This window comes from Deinococcus deserti VCD115 (assembly GCF_000020685.1).
GTDB lineage: Bacteria > Deinococcota > Deinococci > Deinococcales > Deinococcaceae > Deinococcus > Deinococcus deserti.
In genome coordinates this window covers 936,555-954,906 of record NC_012526.1, presented here as the reverse complement: position 1 = coordinate 954,906, position 18,352 = coordinate 936,555, and the positions used below count along the sequence as shown (strand labels likewise).

15 protein-coding genes are annotated in these 18,352 nt (G+C 62.1%); 9 read left to right on the top strand and 6 right to left on the bottom strand.

Features of this window, described 5'->3' with window-relative positions; all coding sequences use genetic code 11:
- The first annotated feature begins 26 nt into the window (after positions 1-26).
- Together DEIDE_RS04515 and DEIDE_RS04510 are read left to right on the top strand one after the other, a co-directional pair.
- On the top strand, positions 27-1,055 hold the full coding sequence (locus DEIDE_RS04515; protein WP_012692767.1) for a helix-turn-helix domain-containing protein: 1,029 nt from the start codon (positions 27-29) through the stop codon (positions 1,053-1,055).
- 104 nt (positions 1,056-1,159) lie between these two features.
- On the top strand, positions 1,160-2,278 hold the full coding sequence (locus tag DEIDE_RS04510; protein WP_012692766.1) for an AI-2E family transporter: 1,119 nt from the start codon (positions 1,160-1,162) through the stop codon (positions 2,276-2,278).
- A 61-nt stretch (positions 2,279-2,339) separates the two neighbouring features.
- Here the strand turns inward: DEIDE_RS04510 and DEIDE_RS04505 are convergent, their stop codons facing one another.
- Positions 2,340-2,699, bottom strand: a complete 360-nt coding sequence (locus DEIDE_RS04505; protein ID WP_012692765.1) for a VOC family protein — start codon at positions 2,697-2,699, stop codon at positions 2,340-2,342.
- A gap of 25 nt (positions 2,700-2,724) precedes the next feature.
- Here DEIDE_RS04505 and DEIDE_RS04500 point away from each other — a divergent pair, with 25 nt between their 5' ends.
- A complete protein-coding gene (locus DEIDE_RS04500; protein ID WP_162485399.1) occupies positions 2,725-3,306 on the top strand; it encodes an acetoacetate decarboxylase family protein in 582 nt (193 codons plus the stop codon).
- A 645-nt stretch (positions 3,307-3,951) separates the two neighbouring features.
- Entirely contained in the window at positions 3,952-4,698 is a 747-nt protein-coding gene (locus tag DEIDE_RS04495; RefSeq protein WP_012692763.1) for a chlorite dismutase family protein, read from the top strand.
- 60 nt (positions 4,699-4,758) lie between these two features.
- Here DEIDE_RS04495 and sodA read toward each other — a convergent pair whose 3' ends face one another.
- The gene (gene sodA / locus DEIDE_RS04490) at positions 4,759-5,382 is read right to left on the bottom strand and encodes a superoxide dismutase [Mn] (protein WP_012692762.1); all 624 of its coding nucleotides are present in this window, start codon (positions 5,380-5,382) and stop codon (positions 4,759-4,761) included.
- Between the two features lie 835 nt (positions 5,383-6,217).
- Between sodA and DEIDE_RS04480 the strand changes: the two genes are divergently transcribed.
- Positions 6,218-7,867 carry a chloride channel protein gene (locus DEIDE_RS04480; protein WP_012692760.1) on the top strand — a complete coding sequence of 550 codons (1,650 nt, stop codon included), beginning with the start codon at positions 6,218-6,220 and terminating at the stop codon, positions 7,865-7,867.
- 91 nt (positions 7,868-7,958) lie between these two features.
- A complete protein-coding gene (locus DEIDE_RS04475; RefSeq protein ID WP_012692759.1) occupies positions 7,959-9,230 on the top strand; it encodes an MFS transporter in 1,272 nt (423 codons plus the stop codon).
- A 94-nt stretch (positions 9,231-9,324) separates the two neighbouring features.
- Here DEIDE_RS04475 and DEIDE_RS04470 read toward each other — a convergent pair whose 3' ends face one another.
- Positions 9,325-10,143, bottom strand: a complete 819-nt coding sequence (locus DEIDE_RS04470) for an amino acid ABC transporter ATP-binding protein (protein WP_012692758.1) — start codon at positions 10,141-10,143, stop codon at positions 9,325-9,327.
- Between the two features lie 161 nt (positions 10,144-10,304).
- On the opposite strand from DEIDE_RS04470, the gene DEIDE_RS04465 reads away from it, so the two are divergent.
- From DEIDE_RS04465 to DEIDE_RS04455, 3 genes are all read left to right on the top strand, one after another.
- Positions 10,305-11,270 carry a TAXI family TRAP transporter solute-binding subunit gene (locus DEIDE_RS04465; RefSeq protein ID WP_012692757.1) on the top strand — a complete coding sequence of 322 codons (966 nt, stop codon included), beginning with the start codon at positions 10,305-10,307 and terminating at the stop codon, positions 11,268-11,270.
- 84 nt (positions 11,271-11,354) lie between these two features.
- Entirely contained in the window at positions 11,355-13,487 is a 2,133-nt protein-coding gene (locus DEIDE_RS04460) for a TRAP transporter permease (RefSeq protein ID WP_012692756.1), read from the top strand.
- A gap of 94 nt (positions 13,488-13,581) precedes the next feature.
- A complete protein-coding gene (locus DEIDE_RS04455; protein ID WP_162485398.1) occupies positions 13,582-14,787 on the top strand; it encodes an AI-2E family transporter in 1,206 nt (401 codons plus the stop codon).
- A 123-nt stretch (positions 14,788-14,910) separates the two neighbouring features.
- On the opposite strand, the gene DEIDE_RS04450 is transcribed toward DEIDE_RS04455, so the two are convergent.
- The 3 genes from DEIDE_RS04450 to DEIDE_RS04440 form a co-directional block, all read right to left on the bottom strand.
- Positions 14,911-15,705 carry an amino acid ABC transporter permease gene (locus tag DEIDE_RS04450; protein ID WP_012692754.1) on the bottom strand — a complete coding sequence of 265 codons (795 nt, stop codon included), beginning with the start codon at positions 15,703-15,705 and terminating at the stop codon, positions 14,911-14,913.
- Positions 15,706-15,901: 196 nt separating this feature from the next.
- The gene (locus tag DEIDE_RS04445) at positions 15,902-16,657 is read right to left on the bottom strand and encodes an ABC transporter substrate-binding protein (RefSeq protein ID WP_012692753.1); all 756 of its coding nucleotides are present in this window, start codon (positions 16,655-16,657) and stop codon (positions 15,902-15,904) included.
- A 256-nt stretch (positions 16,658-16,913) separates the two neighbouring features.
- Positions 16,914-18,113, bottom strand: a complete 1,200-nt coding sequence (locus tag DEIDE_RS04440; RefSeq protein WP_012692752.1) for an ABC transporter ATP-binding protein — start codon at positions 18,111-18,113, stop codon at positions 16,914-16,916.
- Positions 18,114-18,352 lie beyond the last annotated feature (239 nt).

Sequence of the window (18,352 nt, the reverse complement as noted above, 5' to 3'; positions counted from 1 at the left end):
CTCTGGGCAGCCGGAGGATCCCAGCGATGAACTATGGTGACGCGCTTCGTCAGGCACGTGAAGCCCAGGGGCTGAGTACCCAGGACCTGGCGCTGCGCACCAAGATTCGGGGCGACTATCTACGGGCGCTGGAGGACGGCAACATCGCCTTGCTGCCTGAACGGACATTTGCACGTTCATACCTGCAGCGCTACGCCCGCGAACTGAAGATCGACCCTGCGCCCCTGCTAGCAGACTTTGACCGTAGCGTGCCGTCTACGCAGGATCTGGGCATGACCCGGCCTTCGCGCACCGCGGCTCCGGTCAGCCGCCGGGCTTCCCCACTGGTGGCGCTTCTGGCCGGACTGCTGGTGCTGGGAGGCGCTGGCTACGGGGTCTACCGGTACCTCGCGCCGGGCATACAGACTGGCTCCCCGACAGAGGCCGCTCAGGCAGGCAGCACTCCAGTGCCAGCCACTGATCCCACCCCGGCGGCCCCTGAGCCGGTGCGTACGGTCAAGCTCTCGGTGAGCAGTGTGCCCAGCGGCGCAAGGGTGTATCTGGACAACCGTGACCTGGGACTGACTCCGCTGCGCTCGTTCCCGGTCGAAGCACGCGAGGACGCTCAGCTGCGCGTGGAATACACCGGAAGGCAGCCCCTCAAGCAAAGCGTATCGCTCACTCAGGGCCGCAACCTGCGTGCGCGTCTGCTTCCGCCCGGGCAGGGCGCCAGTGAGCTGACGGATCTGGCAGTACCCACACCCAAACCCGTCGTCAAACCCGGGGTTCCTGCGTCAGGCGGGGGGCCCGCTGAAAACAGCGTGACCACCCCGTCTCCTGAAGCAGCGCCGGGCACGCCTGTCAGCGTGCAGTTCACCGCCGAGGCCTGGACCCGGGTGACGGACGCCAGCGGCCGTGTGTTGTACGAGGGTATTCCACCAGCCGGTACACGCAAGGGCTTTCCGGCAGGCGTAACGGTGCGGACCGGGAACGCCGGCGCAGTCCGGGTCAGCGTGAAAGGATCGGCCTTCAAGGCCCTCGGCGAAGCAGGTCAGGTCGTCAGCCGCCAGTTCTGAGGCCCGCTCGTGCCCCTCCATCTGCCGCGGCCCGGCAAGGTGGGGCGGTCATAAGTTGTCGAAACATAACCGTACGGCTGCAGCCGATCCCGTAGATTGACAGGGTGACCAGTCCTCCACGTCTGAACGCGTTCCAGCATGCCTGGCGCAGCCCCTGGATACGCCTCCTGGTGTTTCTGCTGCTGTTGTGGCTGTCCTACCGGCTGTTTTCGCAGGTGCGGACCGTGGTGGTGGATTTTGCTGTGGCCTTCCTGATTGCCTATCTCACCAACCCGCTGCTCAACTGGTTACAGCGGGGCCGGGTGCGGCGTGGGTTGGGTGTGTTCTTCGTCCTGCTGGTCTTCATAGGAATCTTCGGGCTGGCCGGGATGCTGCTGGCCACGGTTTCCGGACAACTGGTGCAGCTGTTCGAAAAACTTCCGGATCTGATCGGCACATTCGGTCAGACGCTTGACCGCTGGAGCCAGTGGCTCGGCGAGCGCGGCATCGGTGGGCTCGACAATGTCCGTGAGCGGCTCATTGCCAGCGCCCAGGAATACGTACAGAACATCGGCCAGAATATCGTGCCGATTCTGCAGAATGCCCTGAACTCAAGCGGAACCCTGTTCAACAGCCTGCTGTCTATCGGGGGAATCTTTGGGCACGTGCTCCTGATTCTGCTGCTCAGCGTCTACCTGATGCTGGACTACAGCCGCGTCAACAGCGCCATCCTGCACGCTTTTCCACGCCCTTGGCAGCCGCGGATCCTGGAACTGAGCGACCTGGTGGGCACTGCTGTCGGCGGCTACGTTCGTGGGCAGTTGCTGATTGCCGCGTTTATTGGAGTCTTTGTATGGCTGGGTCTGAGCCTGGCCGGTATTCCCAGTGCAGCGGCCATCGGATTCCTGGCCGGAGCATTCAATATCGTGCCTTATCTGGGGCCGATCATCGGGGCCACGCCTGCCCTGCTGCTGGCACTGACACTGCCAAATGTGGTCCTGAAGATTATTCTGGTGGTCGTGGTTTTTGCTGCCGCCAACCAGATTGAAAGCAATGTCCTGAGTCCGTACATCCTGAGCAAGACCACCGACCTGCATCCCATAACGGTGCTGATGGCAATTCTGGTAGGCGTGGCCCTGATGGGCTTTGCCGGCGCACTTCTGGCCGTTCCAACCGTGGCCCTGGTCAAACTGCTGCTCCAGAAATACTACTATCCTAGCCGGATCTACACCGACGGACCATAGCCGCGTCCAGTGCGGCGGGCCAGTGCTTTGTGACAGGCACTGGCCCGTAGTTTTTGTGCACTTAGTCTGCTTCAAGCAATTCGACCTGCCGGCCGTCCGGATCCAGGACAAATGCCATGTCACGTCCTCCAGGGCTCAGCTGCAGGTCACGGCTGACCTGCACCCCGGACGCCCGCAGGATGGGCAACAGTTCCCGCAGCCCCCCTACATAAAGTGCAATGTGCTCGGCCCAGTGAGCGTGCGGGTGTGGCAACTGACCACTGACTTCAAACAGTTGCAGGCGGCCCTCGCCCAGGCGCACGACAGCACGCCCATAGCCCTCAGGCGTCACGAGCCGCTTTTCCGTGACGGCACCCAGCTGCTCGTAAAACGCCAGAGTGTCTTCCAGGTTGCGCGTCAGAAAGGAGACGTGTTTGAGCATGGGGGTTCATCGTACCCTGGGCAGTGTGACACCCCCACCCTGGCGCCTGACCGGACGCGCCTTCCTGGCCGTGTACGCGCCGGGCGGCGGTGCCCGCGCTGGAGCACTGATGCTCGTGAGGTACAGCACTTCACCGGTTGGCTCCTACGACGAGCTGATGTGGCTGGATCTGCCTACGCGCCTGCTGGGGCACCCGGTGATCCGGCACATCGTGGTCAGCCAGGAGGCCAGCATGACCTGGGGACGGCACAACTGGGCCATTCCGAAAAAGCTCGCGTCATTCGACTGGAGCACGCCCGGCGAGGTTCAGGTCACGGCCGCTCCGGGTCAGGTTATCGCCCATCTGAGCTTTTCCGAGAGCCCCTGGAATATTCCCATGAACCTGCGCTGGATACCGGCGCCCTGGCGCACACTGGCCCAACCCGCCCTCAACGGCCCAGGACAGGTACTGACCACTCCTGCCGGGCATGGCTGGATAGGGCTGGCACGGCAGCACCGGTGTCAGGCGAGCGATCTGGTTCCCCGTCCTGCACGCCACAGGCCCGTGCTTGCTCTGGCAGTTCCGGAATTCACTCTGCTGTTCCCCAGGGGTCACTGGACGCCCTGATCTCTGGAAGCCACATCAGAGAAACAAAAAATCCGCCCTTGGCGGACGGTGATGTTAACAGAATACAGCGCGATTCAGGTGCAGTCAAGCCTATGCGCCGGGCATAAAAATCTCTCGTCTGGCACGCATTTGCGCTACCTTGGAAGAAGGGGAATGGATGCATACGGGCTGCTGAAGCTGGGCCGGCTTCCCTGACCGGTCGTTCGGGGCAATACGTCCTGTACCGGCGGTGAAAAAGTAACAGGCGTGGAGAACAGAACGGTACTTCATGCGGGTCGTCGCTGAGGACAGGCACAGCGCTGAACGAACGCCCGGAGCAGCGTCTTGTGCCCGGTACAGCAAGAGAAAACGGAAGTAACCTGAAATGCTGAACGACTGTGGTTGGCGGGAGAGCTTCAAGCATCATGCCGCTACCAAAAACCGCAGCAGGACAACATCACTGGAGGACATCATGAAGACGTTTCGGACCACCATGCCATCAGGCGGCCAATCAGCTACCGCACCTCATGCCCATCTGTCTCTGATGGCGGTCACGCAATGAGCGGCCAGCCTGGAAATGACCGCCCCACGGAAAGCTCTGCACCCGCAGAAGGCAGCGCGCCTGGCGGAACGCGTCCCCCGGCTGGCAAGCCCGGCCGGCCCAAGATGATGGTGGATCTTGATCCCAGTGGTCAGGTAACGCAGCGCGAGCCCGACCGTGCGCAGCGGCAATTCCTGAATTACGCTTTTTTCAAGCTGGACCCGGCATTCCGGCGTCTGCCTCAGGCAGAACGCGAGGAGATCAAAGAAGAGTTCCTGGCGGCTGCCGCTGGATGGACCGAAGACGCCCCTGCCGAAAAAGGCCTGATTCAGCGCAGCTATGGCCTGACTGGCGTACGTGCCGACGTGGACCTGATGTTGTGGCGTATTGCCTTTGATCTGCGCGAGCTTCAGGAAGCCCAGGCCCGCCTGAACCGCACGCGGATGATGGGTTATCTTTCCCAGCCATACAACTACATCGCCATGCAGAAGCGCAGTCAGTACGTCAACAGAATCGAGGGCAGCGGGCACGGCCTGGAAATTCTGCCGGGGCAGGGCAAGTACCTGTTTATCTACCCCTTTATCAAAACCCGGGCCTGGTATGACCTGACGCCTCACGCCCGCCAGGGCATGATGGACGAGCACATCTACGCCTCCGGACCGTTTAAAGGGGTGCGCATCAATACCAGTTATTCCTACGGCATCGACGATCAGGAATTTGTGGTCAGCTTCGACTCTGACTACCCGCAGGAATTTGTGGATCTGGTGCACCGCCTGCGCTACACCGAGGCCAGCAACTACACCCTGTCTGACACACCCATGTTCACCTGTCTGAAAAAAGACCTGCGCGATGTCCTGAATGACCTGGCCTAAGCAGGCTCAGGCGTAAGAAAAGCCCCAGCCGACCGTGGCTGGGGCTTTTTATGAACTGATTTACCTGGCAGCAGCGTAACGGCGGCTGACTTCGTCCCAGTTCACGACGTTCCAGAACGCAGTGAGGTAGTCGGGACGCTTGTTCTGGTAGTTGAGGTAGTAGGCGTGCTCCCAGACGTCCACACCCAGGACCGGAGTGCCGCTGACTCCAGCGATGGCTTCTCCCATCAGTGGGTTGTCCTGGTTGGCAGTGCTCACGACGGTCAGACTGCCGTCCTTGACGACCAGCCACGCCCAGCCGGAGCCGAAGCGGGTCTTGGCGGCGTCTTCAAACTTCGTTTTGAAGGCTTCGAAGGAACCGAAGGCAGCGTTGATCGCCTCCATCAGTTCGCCGCTGGGCTGACCACCTTGACCCGGGCCCATGACCTGCCAGAACAGGCTGTGGTTGGCGTGTCCACCAGCGTTGTTACGCAGGGCAGTCTTCTTGTCGGCAGGCACCTGATCGAGTTTCTGGATCAGTTCCTCAACTGGCAGGCTGGCCAGTTCACTGCCTTCAAGCGCCTTGTTGGCGTTATCCACATAAGCCTGGTGGTGCTTGGTGTGGTGGATTTCCATGGTGCGGGTGTCAATGTGGGGTTCCAGGGCGTCGTAGGCGTAGGGCAACTGGGGAAGTTCGTAAGCCATGGTAAAACTCCTTTCAGGCCAGGGACGGGCGATTGCGTGCCGACGGCGGCGCCAGGCGGACACGGCACGAACCTGACTTTCGGCCTCATCTTACAGGTGGGGCACGCTGGGAGCCCCCGCGTACCAGCTTTACCGGGACTTAATGTGGACAGGACATGGCGAAGATTCTTGAAGTCCAGCCTGTTGACTCATGCGGGATCTTCCCCTCCGGCGCAGCAAAACTCGCACTCGTTTCGGCGGTGTGCAGAGCCTCTGGGCATGCAGCTCAAGGGTTTGAGTGCAGCAACGCAGCGTCATCGGCATTCGCACCCAGCCGTCCCAGGTCAACAGGGCTCGCCGCCAGCAGGCCCCAGGGCCCACTCTTCTGCATCTTGCTCTTTTGGGATCTGACCTTCTGCGCTCTGGCTGCCGACTGATCAGCAGGCAGATCCATCAGCGAACCGGTCTGACTTCAGAACGCCTTATGGCCTGCACTGCGCTTCTTCTCTGGACCGACAACACCGGATTGAAGCTGTGCAAAATCTCGGTCTGGCAGCTTTCAGAAGCAGTGGACTGGCAGCCGCCAACAAACTGGAACCTCGGTAGCCAGCGCACCGGCGCCTGAAACTCAAGGTCAAAAAGCATCGTGATTCCTTCGCACACCTCCTGCTTCACACTGCTGCCGTGGGCGCCAGGATCAAAAAAGCATCAGGGAAACCCGGGGTGAGGACCGCCCAGGCGACTTGCCAGTCATCGCCGCCTGGGCAAGATCGGGCATGACTGATGCTTCAGAGCCCGGCCGCAAAGACGCCGATAACGTCATCTGGGGATCTTTGCACTACCATGCACGCCAGAGATGCGTTCCCCGCTGCCCCGCGCCGTTTTAACCCGCCTGGAAACCGGGCGACTGGTGGTTCTCAGTGTGTTACTGGGCACCCTGGTGGGTGGCCTGTGCATTCTGCTTCGTCTGGCACTGGACGCCGCCACGCCACTTGTGGCTCTGCTGACTGGTTATGCTCCGCCTGGGACTCCCGGTGAGGGAGGCCTGCTGATGGTCTTCGGAAACGTGTTGCCGTGGTCCCTGCTGACCCTCCCCTTGGTCGGTGCGCTGTATGCCTGGCTGGTCCCGGCTCAGCTTGGCGACGGTCTGACTCAGCTGGTCCGCGGCTATCACGCACGTGGGCAGTGGCCCTCACCTGCCGAGCAGGGCCGGACCCTGGCCGCCACCGGTGTGGCCTACAGCGCGGGGCTGATGGTGGGCCGGGACTCGGCCTTCACCCTGGTCGGGCAGCTGGGTACCAGCCTGCTGCGCCGCGCAGCACAGCTCGACGCTGTAGAACTGCGCACCCTCACCCTGGCCGGGGCTGCCGCTGCGCTGGGAACGGTCCTGCACGCTCCACTTGCAGCCGCGGTCCTGATTGTGGAAGTCCTGTACCGCCGCTTCGAGTTCGAATTCGAGGTGCTGATGCCCTGCGTCCTGGCAGCAGTCGCAGGCAGCGCTGTCTATGGACTGGCGTTTGGCTTTGACCCGCTCCTGAGTGTGCCGGATGTCCAGGTGCCGTCCATGGCTCAGGTACCGGCCTTCACTCTGGTGACCCTTCTGATTACGGGAGCAGGCTGGATCCTGTTGCAGACAGTCCGGGCTTTCCCTCAGGACCTCGCTGCCGGATGGCTCCGGCCGGTACTGGGCGGCGCCTTCGGCCTGATTACTGCGGCCGTGGCGGTCTTCAGCACTCCCGCGGTGCTGGGTGACGGACTGGGCTGGACCCAGCTGGGAATCTCCGGATTCCTGAGTGGCGAAGCCGCCGGCCAGGGTGCGTGGCGCTGGCTCCTGCTGGCCCTGGGCGCACATCTGGCGTTTGGCGGCGGAGTGCTGCCCTCCGTGGGGGTCGGCGGCGTACTGGGCGCTGGGCTGGGCAGCATGCTGGGTCTGGACACGGCTGTAGCGGCACTGGTGGGAGCCACCGCGTTTCTGACCGTGACGCTGAACGTGCCGGTCGCAGCGGCGCTGCTGGCAGTCGCCTGGGGCGGCGATGCGCTGCTTCCAGCACTCCTGCTGGCTGCTGGTCTGGCACACGTACTGAGCAGCACCGCCGGTCTCGTACCTTCGCAGGTGGGTTCACGTCAGGACAGCGGGCTGCGCCGGGGAGCAGTCCTGCTGCCCGAAGGCATCCGCTTTGCAGCCCGTCGCGTGCCTGAGGCCGCAGAGCCCGCGCCGGGTCAGCCATTCGACGCTCCAGCTGAAAACCGTGGAGGCGACGGCGCCGCCCTCCTGGCCTCCGAACGTGAACTGTACAGGCGTGGTGTGCCGCGCAGCTGGCTCGGGGCGCAGCTGACGCTTCTGAGCCTGCCGCCGGGCGTCGAGGTCGTTGGTGTGGTCCGCGACGGCACTGTCCGTCTGCCGCGGCCCGAAATGCGCCTGACAGCACAGGATGAACTGGTTTTCCTGGCTCAGCCGGAAGCCTATGAAGCGCTTGAAGGTGTCCTGCGCCTGCCGGGCAACTAGGCCCCCCGAAAGAGGCGGCCCCGGTAAGCCGTCCGGGTGAGCCGACTGGGGCAAGGCCACGGTGGATTCAGGTGGCGTAGCCTGCACAGACATGAGCGATCCCCCCTCTCCGGTGCCCCTCTCCCCTGGCCACTCCGGACGGCCGGCGGCCTGGAACCGCAATGAGCGCCTGGGCATCCTGAACGGCTGGGCGGTGTTTACCGGCGACGGTTTTATGAGCGTCTCCGTCGTGGTGGCGGGATTTGCTGCGCGGCTGGGCGCCCCGAACTGGGTCATCGGGCTGCTGCCGGCCATCGCGGGTGGCGGCTGGATGCTGCCGCAGTTGCTGGTGGCCGCGCGGGTACGTCCGCTGCCCTACAAACTGCCGGTGTACCGTTCCGCGGCTCTGGTGCGCACTGTGACCTACCTGGCCATGGTGCTGGTTGCGGCCTTCCTTGCCGACACCCCAACCCTGTGCCTGAGCCTGTTCGTGCTGGCCATGCTGATCAATGCCCTGGCTTCAGGCGTATCCGGGCTGCCTTTCCTGGAGGTGGTCAGCAAGACGGTTCCCCCAGCGCGGCGGCCCAGGTTTTTCGGCACGCGCAATCTGTACGGCGGGCTGCTTGCCTTTGGCGCCGGGCTCCTGGTCCGCTGGATTCTGGGGCCGTCCGGGCTGGAATTTCCCTATAGCTATGCGCTGATTTTCGGGCTGGGTACTGTGGCCTTTACGTTCGGCTACTGGGTTTTCGGGCGAATTCAGGAACCCCCGGACCCACCGCTGGTCGCCCAGGGCGTACGCGGCGAGTTCCGGGCCATACCGGAGACGCTCAGGGACCCTCACTTCCGCGCCTTCCTTACGGTCAGGCTGCTGCTGGCCGGCGCCAGTATGAGCGAACCGTTTTTTGCGGCCAACGCACTGCGTGAACTGAATTTCCCGGCTGCCACGCTGGGCATCTTCGTCATGGCGCTGACGGGGGCTGCTCCACTGTCGAATGTGATGTGGCAGCGGGTCGCCGAACGCAACGGTTCACGGCGGATCATCCGCTACGCCAGCGTGTTCTACGGGCTGGCTCCCCTGGCAGCCCTGCTGGTTGGCGCGCTGGATCTGGGCGCCTGGGCGTACTTGTGGGTGTTTGTTCTGTCCAGTGTGGCTGCTCAGGGCTTCAACCTTGGCCATACCAACCACCTGCTCAACATCGCGCCGCCCGAAGCACGCAGCCGGTATATCGGCACACTGAATACCCTGGTCGGCGCCGCCTTGTTCACCCCGGTTCTTGGCGGTCTGGTCGCTGACGCGGCCGGGTACACGCCGGTCTTTCTCATGAGCGCGGTACTGTGCGCCCTGGCCTGGTGGCAATGCGGTCGCCTGCGCCGCGACGCATAAACGCTTTCAGGGCCTCATGTCAGGCAACTTTCACGGGGCCAGTTTCTCCTGGGCAACAAGGGCGCCGCCAGCCGGAGCACCCCAGTCCCGCTCCCTAGTGGCCGAGAATTTTGGAGAGGAAGGCCTTGGCGCGGTCGTGCTGCGGGTTCTGATAGAAGGCTTCGGGGGTGGTGTCCTCGACCACCGTGCCCTGATCAAAAAACAGGATCCGGTCGGCCACCTCACGCGCAAAGCCCATCTCATGCGTCACCACCAGCATCGTCATGCCACTGCGCGCCAGTTCCTTCATCACGTCCAGCACTTCCTTGATCATCTCCGGGTCCAGCGCACTCGTCGGCTCGTCAAACAGCATGATCTTCGGGTCCATCGCCAGCGCCCGCGCAATCGCCACCCGCTGCTGCTGACCGCCGCTGAGCTGCGCCGGAAACTTGTGCGCCTGCTCCTCGATTCCCACCCGCCGCAGCAGTTCCAGGCCACGCTGTTCTGCTTCGGCGCGGCTGAGGCGGCGAACCCGGATGGGGGCCAGGGTGATGTTGTCCAGCACGCTGAGGTGCGGAAACAGGTTGAAGCTCTGGAACACCATGCCGACCTCACGGCGGATGGCGTCGAGGTTGTGACGGCCGTTGAGGGGAATGCCGTCGATGGTGATGCTGCCGCGGTCGTGGGGATCCAGGGCGTTGAGGGTGCGGATGAAGGTGCTTTTTCCGCTGCCCGAGGGACCGATGATCACGACCACCTCGCCGCTGCGCACCTCCAGGTTGACGCCCCGCAAGGCATGAAACGTCCCGAAGTGCTTCTCTACCCCCTGCGCAATAATGATCGGCGTGCTGCCAGCCTCAGCCGGGCTGGACCGGCCCTCTTCAGAAAGTGCCTTCGGGGGGGCGTGGATGGATGGGGCGGCCCGCTGAGTCATAGGGTCACTTTACACGGACCGCGCCGGGACCATCCGTGCCTGCAACTCCCCAGTAGGGGGGTAACTTCCTGTGGCTCAGAGGGCCTTATGGTAGGATTTCCGGCATTCAGTTCGTCGGCAAGCCCGTTGCAGCCGGACGGGTCAATCCAGGAGGATCACACATGAAAAAATCGCACAAGATTATCGGGACCGCACTTGTATTGGGTGTCAGTGCCACAGCGCTGGCCCAGGGCAGCTTTCTGACTATCGGATCGGGCAGCACCACCGGGGTCTACTTTCCTGTAGCCACCGGCATGGCCAAGATGATCAACGACAGCAACGCTGGCCTGCGTGCCAACGCCCGTTCTACCGGCGGCAGCGTGTTCAACATGAACGCCCTGGCTACTGGCGAGCTGGATATGGCCATTGTCCAGAACGACGTGGCTTTCTATGCGTACCGGGGCACAGGCATCCAGGCCTTCGAAGGCAAAGCCAACAACAAGGTGCGCAGCCTGGCCGTCCTGTATCCCGAGGTGCTGCATGTCGTGGCCCGCAAGGACGCCAAGATCAACTCGATTGCAGACCTGAAAGGCAAGCGCGTCGTGATTGGCGACCTGGGCTCCGGCACCGAGCAGACGGCCCGTCAGGTGCTCGAAGCCTACGGTCTGAGCTTCGACGATCTGGGCCAGGCGCTGCGCGTGTCACCCGCTCAGGGCATCACCCTGATGCAGGACAAGCGTGCTGACGCCCTGTTCTACACCGTGGGCGTAGGTGCCAGTGCCATTACCCAGATCGCCCAGACCGTGGACGTCAGGGTGGTCCCGGTCAGCGGCAACCAGGCCAGCGCTCTGATCAAGAAGTACCCCTTCTATGTGCGCTACAACATCCCCGGCAAGAGCTACAAGGGCGTCGGCGCAACGGTGCCCAGCGTCGCGGTGCAGGCCACGCTGGTCACCACCACGGCGCTGAGCGACGACACCGTGTACAAGGCCATGAAGGCCATTTTCAGTGACGAAAAGGGTCTGCGCGCCCTGCACCCCAGCGTTTCGATCAACTACAGCGATGCCAAGGCGGTCAAAGGCCTGCCTACGCCTCTGCACCCCGGAGCCCTGAAGTTCTGGAAGGAGCAGGGGCAGAACGTCCGCTAAGGCCTCTTACAGGGCCTGCCTTCTGGGCCAGTCGCCAGCACCCGTGCGACTGGCCCTTTCTCATTCGAGGAGGATGAGTCACCTATGAGTGATCCAACAAGACCGGTCAGCAGCGATCCCAGCCTGGACGCCCGCGGACCACATCATCACACCCCCATGACCGAAGGTGAGCGCCGCGCCATCGAGATAGTGGAAGCCGCTGAAACCGGTGGGCGTAAACTGTTCGGCTGGCAGCAGCATCTTGTCACCATTATTGCGGTGGGCTGGTGTCTGTTTCAGATGTACGCGGCCTGGAACGGCACGATGGTCCCCACGACCCTCCGGGCAATTCACCTGGCCTTCGCATTCGCGCTGGCGTTTCTGGTTTTTCCCTTCCGGAAGACGCCAGGGCAGCCTCAGACGCGGGTGCCCTGGTCTGACTGGCTGCTGGGCGCAGCTGCCACCGGCAGCGCGCTGTATTTTGTGGCACAGTACGCCAACATCGCTGGGAACGGCGGCATTCGCGCCGATGTACCGCTGGACCTGATTGCTGGCAGCGCTCTGGTGGTCCTGTTGCTGCTGACTGCATGGCGCACCATTGGCATTGCCATGCCGCTGATTTCGATGGCATTCATCCTGTTTGCCTTCATGGGGGCAAAAGGGCTGATCAAAGGCATCCAGACGCCCTTTCACGGAGGCTACACCTGGCCGCAGCTGATCGGTCAGCTGGCCACCAATACCGAAGGGATCTTCGGAACGGCGCTGGGCGTCAGTGCACAGATCGTCTTTCTGTTCGTGCTGTTCGGGGCTGTTTTTGACAAGATGGGTGCCGGCGACTGGTTTATGCGTGTGGCGCAGGGACTGCTGGGGCGTTTCCGGGGCGGGGCAGCCAAGGCCAGTATCGTGTCGAGCGGCCTGAACGGCATCATCAGTGGTTCTTCCGTCAGCAATGTCGTGACGGGCGGCAATATCACGATCGGGACCATGATACGTACCGGATACAGCCGCGAGAAGGCCGGCGCCATCGAGGTTGCGAGTTCTTCCAATGGTCAGTTGATGCCGCCGGTCATGGGCGCAGCGGCGTTCATCATGGCGCAGAACCTGAACATCGAATACCGCAGCCTGATTCTGGCGGCAGCAATTCCTGCCTTCCTATGTTATGCGGCGCTGCTGGTGGTGGCCCACATTGAGGCCTTGAAGCTCAACCTGCGGGGCCTGCCGAAAAGCGAGCTGCCTCCGGTGCGCAGAACATTGCTTGAAGGCTGGTATTACATCCTGCCTCTGGGTTACCTGATCGGCGTTCTGACCTCCAACCCGGATGCCAACCCGGAGCGGATTGCCCTGTACACCATTCTGATCATGGTGGTGATGATGCTGGTCCAGGAGGTGTTCTGGGGACGCAAAGATGGCCGCACCCCGCTGCGGAGTTTCCTGGACGGCGGTCGCAAGCTGATTGATGCTTTCGAGGCCGGAGCCCGCAGCATGGTCGGCATCGCCGTTGCAACTGCCGCAGCCGGAATTATCGTTGGCATCGTGACAGTCACGGGGCTGGGCTTTGGGCTGGCGGATGTGGTTGAAGGAGTATCGGCCCTGTTTGCCAATGAGTTCGTGCGGATTCTGGTGGTCCTGATGATGGGCCAGCTGATTGCTCTGATTCTGGGCATGGGCCTGCCCACCACCGCCAACTACATTCTGATGAGCGCCCTGATCGTGCCGATCATTGCGCGTATCGCCGGCCTGGATACCAGCAACCCGGCCGAGATGCTGCCGGTCCACATGTTCGTGTTCTACTTCGGCATCATGGCCGACAGCACGCCGCCAGTAGCGCTGGCCGCCTTTGCGGCGGCGGCCATTTCGGGGGGCGACCCAGTAAAAACCGGGGTGCAGGCTTTCAAATACGAGCTACGGACCGCCCTGCTGGCTTACATGATGTTCTTCAATCCGCAGCTGCTGCTTATCGCCAACAACCGGTTGGGAGGCCTGCCGCTGGGTGAGGCCATTCCCATGGTGCTGTTTGCCTTTATCGGTCTTGTCGCCTTCAGTGCGGGCACCCTTCGGTTCCTGCACCGCCGGACCAATCTGGTGCAGACACTGCTGCTGCTGGTGGCGTCGTTCATCCTGATTATTCCCACGGACATCGTGTGGAACCTGGGAGCGCTGGCGCTGATTGCCCTGGTGTACTTCTGGCAGAAAGCGGGACGGACAGGACCTCCTTCTCCAGTTACCCGCGCCGCCTGAATGCCGCACCTCTAGGTTCATCCTTCTCTTTACGCGTCCCTGACCAATTGGTGGGGGACGCGTCTGTTTGGGCCGCAGATGGCAGGATGAGAGGGTGAGCAGTAACCCACTTTCCTCCGCAGCTTCCTCACCGCCTCCTGAACCCGGGTCCTCTCTCGGGCAGGCCCGCAGTGTCCCCGACCTGGTCCTGGCACTTTGGGCCCGGCCCACGGTGCGACTGGCCGTCTACATCGTGCTGCTTCCGCTTCTGCTGTGGGTAGTGCTGCGTGCTTCAAGTCTTCTGGCCAGCGTCCTGTTTACCGTGTTCATGGCCTACGGCCTGGCTTTTTTATGCAATCCCCTGCTGACCTGGTTGGAAAGGCACCGGGTCCGGCGGATGATCGGCGTGCTGCTTCTGCTGGTGCTGGGGATCCTGCTGGTTACGGCTGTTGTCATGACTGTAAGCTCGCAAATCAACGGCATGCTGAATAACGTCCCAGAGCTGGCACGCAGCCTCAAGGAAATTCTGGTCAACCTGCTGGACCGTCTGGACCGCCTGCCAGGAACCGAGGGGCTCAAAGAAACGCTGACCACCTACATTGACCGCGAAGTCCAGGACATCACGCAGAATGCCGGGCCACTGGCCGAACGGCTGCTCAGCACCGGCCCGACCGTCATGAAAACCCTCAGCAATCTGGTGGGCTGGCTCGGGCAGGTCGGGTTCATCGTGACGCTGGCGATGTACTTCATGATCGACTACGACGGCATAGGGCGCAGCATGTTACAGATACTTCCGCGTGCCTGGCAGCCTACTGCCCTGCAACTCTCTGAAGACGTCAGTGAGAGCTTCGGTTCCTACCTTCGAGGCAGCCTGCTGTTGCTGATCGCCTGCGTGGTCCTGGCCACCACCGGCCTGCTGCTGCTCAAAGTGCCGAATCCGCTGGCAATCGGCCTGCTCAGCGGCGTCATCAACCTGTTTCCCTACGTCGGTATTGTTCTGGCCTCGATTCTGGCAATGTTCCAGGCAATTCCGATGGGCACCACGACCATTCTGCTGGTCGCCGGGCTTTACTTTCTGATCAATCAGCTGCTGGGAAACGTGCTGGGGCCACTGATCATGGGTCACACGATGCGGCTCAGCGCTGCGGCCATTCTGATCGCGCTGCTGGTGGGACTGGCACTGGGCGGCGTCGGCGGCGCCCTGTTGGCCATCCCATTTGCCACGCTGCTCAAACGCTGGATGGAACGGTACTGGCTACCCAGCCGCACGCACCAGGGGCGCACTGTGCCGCCCATTCCACCCAGCACTCCAGGTGCCTGACCGGGCCTGGAGAAGCAATCGCCAGAACAGAAGCGGCCGGAGAATGAATCTCCAGCCACTTCTGTTCTGGCGCTTCTTCAGCCCCTAAGCCCGGCCTGAACGAGGACCTGGGCGGACATTGCTTTAGCGGCTGGCAACCTTGACCCGCTTTTCCAGCTGATCGGTAAAGAGGGTCATCACGGTGGTCAGCGCCAGATAGACGGCAGCGATGGTGGTCAGCACAGGTACAGGCTGGAAGCTCTCACTGGAGACCCGCGACCCGGCCAGCGACAGTTCCAGCAGCGCAATGGTCGAGGCCAGCGAGGAATCCTTGAGAAGGGCCACCAGATTGTTGACCAGCGGGGGAACCACGATCCTCAGGGCCTGCGGCAGGACGACCGTGCTCATGGTCAGCCCACCGCTGAGACCCAGACTACGCGCGGCTTCTGTCTGGCCCCTTGGAATGGCCAGAATCCCCGCACGAATCACTTCAGCGTTATACGCACCCACGTTCAGAGCCAGCGCAATGACCGCAGACCAGAACTCGTTAAGCTCAACTTTCAGGCCGATTGCGGCCAGCAGGGGTGGCAAGGCGTTATACACGAACAGGATCTGCACCAGCAGAGGGGTGCCGCGAATCAACCAGATAAACAGGCTGGCGGGCGCGCGCACCAGCCAGTTGCTGCTGGTCTTCTGAATCCCGGCAATCATGCCAATGACGAGGCCAATGACCCCGCTTACCACCGTCAGCTGCAGGGTCATGCGGGCACCTTCGACAAACAGGTCGGCCCGTGGCCCGATAGGGTCAGGCATCTGGCGGAGAATCAGGGTAATCACGCCGAACAACGCCAGGAAGGCGGCAGCGGCCCCAAGGAGCCAGAGCAGCAGGTTGCGCGATCCCGCTGGCTGACGCGGCGCGCTGATTCTGGGGGCCGTCACAGCACGCTCCTGTAGATGGAGAGCAGGTCGTGACGTTCAGGAAATTCGTTCATGGTCTGGAGCATGGCATACCGTAACTGACTGCAGAAAGGTTCAGGGGCCTCAGGCAGGAAGGGAGCGCCCGGCCATAGCGCAACCGGGCGCCCCTCCTTTCATCCCGCTGTTCAGAGGCCTGAACGAGACCCCTGACTTCACCTTATTTGCAGCGGACGTCCTGTCCGAAGTATTGGCTGCTGATTTTGGCGTAGCTGCCGTTGGTCAGTGCCTTGGCCAGAGCCGCGTTCAGTTCCTTGAGCAGGCCGCTGTTGCCCTTCTTGACCGCCATAGCGATGCTCTCCTTGAACAGCATGTCTCCCTGAATGACCTTCCCTTTCTGCGCCTTGACCAGATCAATACCGGTAAACTTGTCGCCCACCCAGGCGTCCACCCGGCCGGCCATCAGGGCGGCCTGGGCATCAGTGTCTTTGGGGAAGGTCTTAACGTCCCCTACGCCGGGGACCTTGCGGACATTTTCCAGGTAGGTGGTGCCTACCTGCACGGCCACCTTCTTCCCCTTCAGCGCGGCGGCGGTCATCGGGCCACCCGGGCGCGTCACAATAGCGCCGCCGGTGCAGTAATGGGGGTTGGCAAAGTTCACAGCTTTGGCCCGCTCAGGCGTGATGCCATGGCTGGCAATCACGAAGTCATAGCGGTCCTGGTTCAGGCCGATCAGCAGGTTGTCAAAGGGCTGAGTTACCCACTGAACCTTCAGGCCCAGCTGCGTGGCCAGCTCCTTGGCCAGATCGACCTCAAAGCCAGTCAGCTGCTTGCCCTTGATCATGTTGAAAGGGGGGAAAGCACCCTCAGTGGCAATCTTTATGGTTCCGCTCCGTTTGATCTCCTCCCAGGTTCGCGCTTCAGCGCTACCAGTCAGAAGAGCCAGGGCGGTCAGGGTCAGCAGGGTCTTTTTCATTGAATCTCCTTGGAAAAACGACGGCTGTATTGGAAGTACATCGTCTTTCGGAACGGATTGTGAAGGTACGACAAAGGCTGTGATGCGCCGAGTGTAGCGCATGTATCTGGATTCGCGGGAAGCTCGACCTGCTGCCTTTTTACGCATATCAAGCTGTTGAGGAGGCAGATTAGCATTCACCACAAAAACTGGAGGAGGAGCCTAGCACATAGGCTGCTCCTCCAGAAGGTGGTTTTCAGTTGTCAGGTCAACGGGGTTAGACGACTGGGGAACCCGAAACAGTGGTCGTACTTGTCGTCGTGGCCGGGTACTCGTAGCCCAGGCCAGTGGTGTCAGCCTGACCACGCTTGCCCGCCGGCGTTCCACGGTCAATGGCCAGTTCTGTAGCCAGGTCAAATGCGTGCAGACGCGTCTGATCAACCAACAGGTCAATGCTGTCTCCGGGCTGAACCAGAGCCTGGCCTTCAACCTTGGCCACGATGTTCTGGCCAGCGACCTCGATAATCAGGTCCGTCTGGGCGCCCAGCGGCTCCACAACCACCACGGTGCCGCGCAGGACGTTGTTGCCACGCGGCAGGTCGGTCATGCCCACCACACCCACGTGCTCCGGGCGGATGCCCATGCTGACCTCGCGACCCTCGTAGGCGCGCAGGCTCTGGCCCAGGCGACCCATCGGAGCGACGCGGTTCTCACCGATCACCAGTTCGCCGTTCTGCACGGTGCCGTTCAGGAAGTTCATGCTGGGGCTGCCGATAAAGCCGGCCACGAACTTGTTCTGCGGGAAGTCATACAGGTTCATGGGGGTATCGACCTGCATAATCACGCCGTCACGCATCACCACAATGCGGTTGCCCAGCGTCATGGCCTCTACCTGGTCGTGGGTCACGTAGACGATGGTTGCCCCCAGACGGCGGTGCAACTGGCTGATCTGCGAGCGCATCTCGACGCGCAGCTTGGCGTCCAGGTTGGACAGCGGCTCGTCCATCAGGAAGACCTTGGGTTCACGCACGATGGCGCGGCCCATGGCCACGCGCTGACGCTGGCCACCGGAAAGCTCCTTGGGCTTGCGGCCCAGCAGATGCTCGATCTGCAGGATTTTGGCCGCGTCACGTACCCGGCGCTCGATCTCGTCTTTCGGGGTCTTGCGCAGTTTCAGGCCAAAGGCCATGTTCTCGTAGACATTCATGTGCGGGTACAGCGCGTAGTTCTGGAAGACCATGGCAATGTCACGGTCCTTGGGCGGCACGTCGTTGACGATCCGGTCGCCGATCTTCAGGATGCCGTCGCTGATGTCTTCCAGGCCTGCAATCATCCGCAGGGTGGTGGACTTCCCGCAACCCGAGGGGCCCACAAACACCATCAGCTCGCGGTCTTCGATATGCAGATTGAAATCCTTGACCGCGTGATGCTTGGTGCCATAGCGCTTGTTGATGTTCTCCAGAATCACTTCTGCCATACATGCCTGCCTTTCGCCCCTGCTCTTGCCCGCGAATGTGTTTTGCCCCTGCTGGAGAAAAACGGATCGGGCAACCGGGGTACGAGAACGAGAAACCCGGGTGTACATTGCCGCTGCGCTGACACTTCACATTACCATGAACACATGGCCCAGCCGTTCTGAACGTAAGGACGCAGCTCTATACAGCTCTTCAGAATCGGCCGAATGCACCAAGGCGGGTTTCCAGGGCTGCCCAGGAC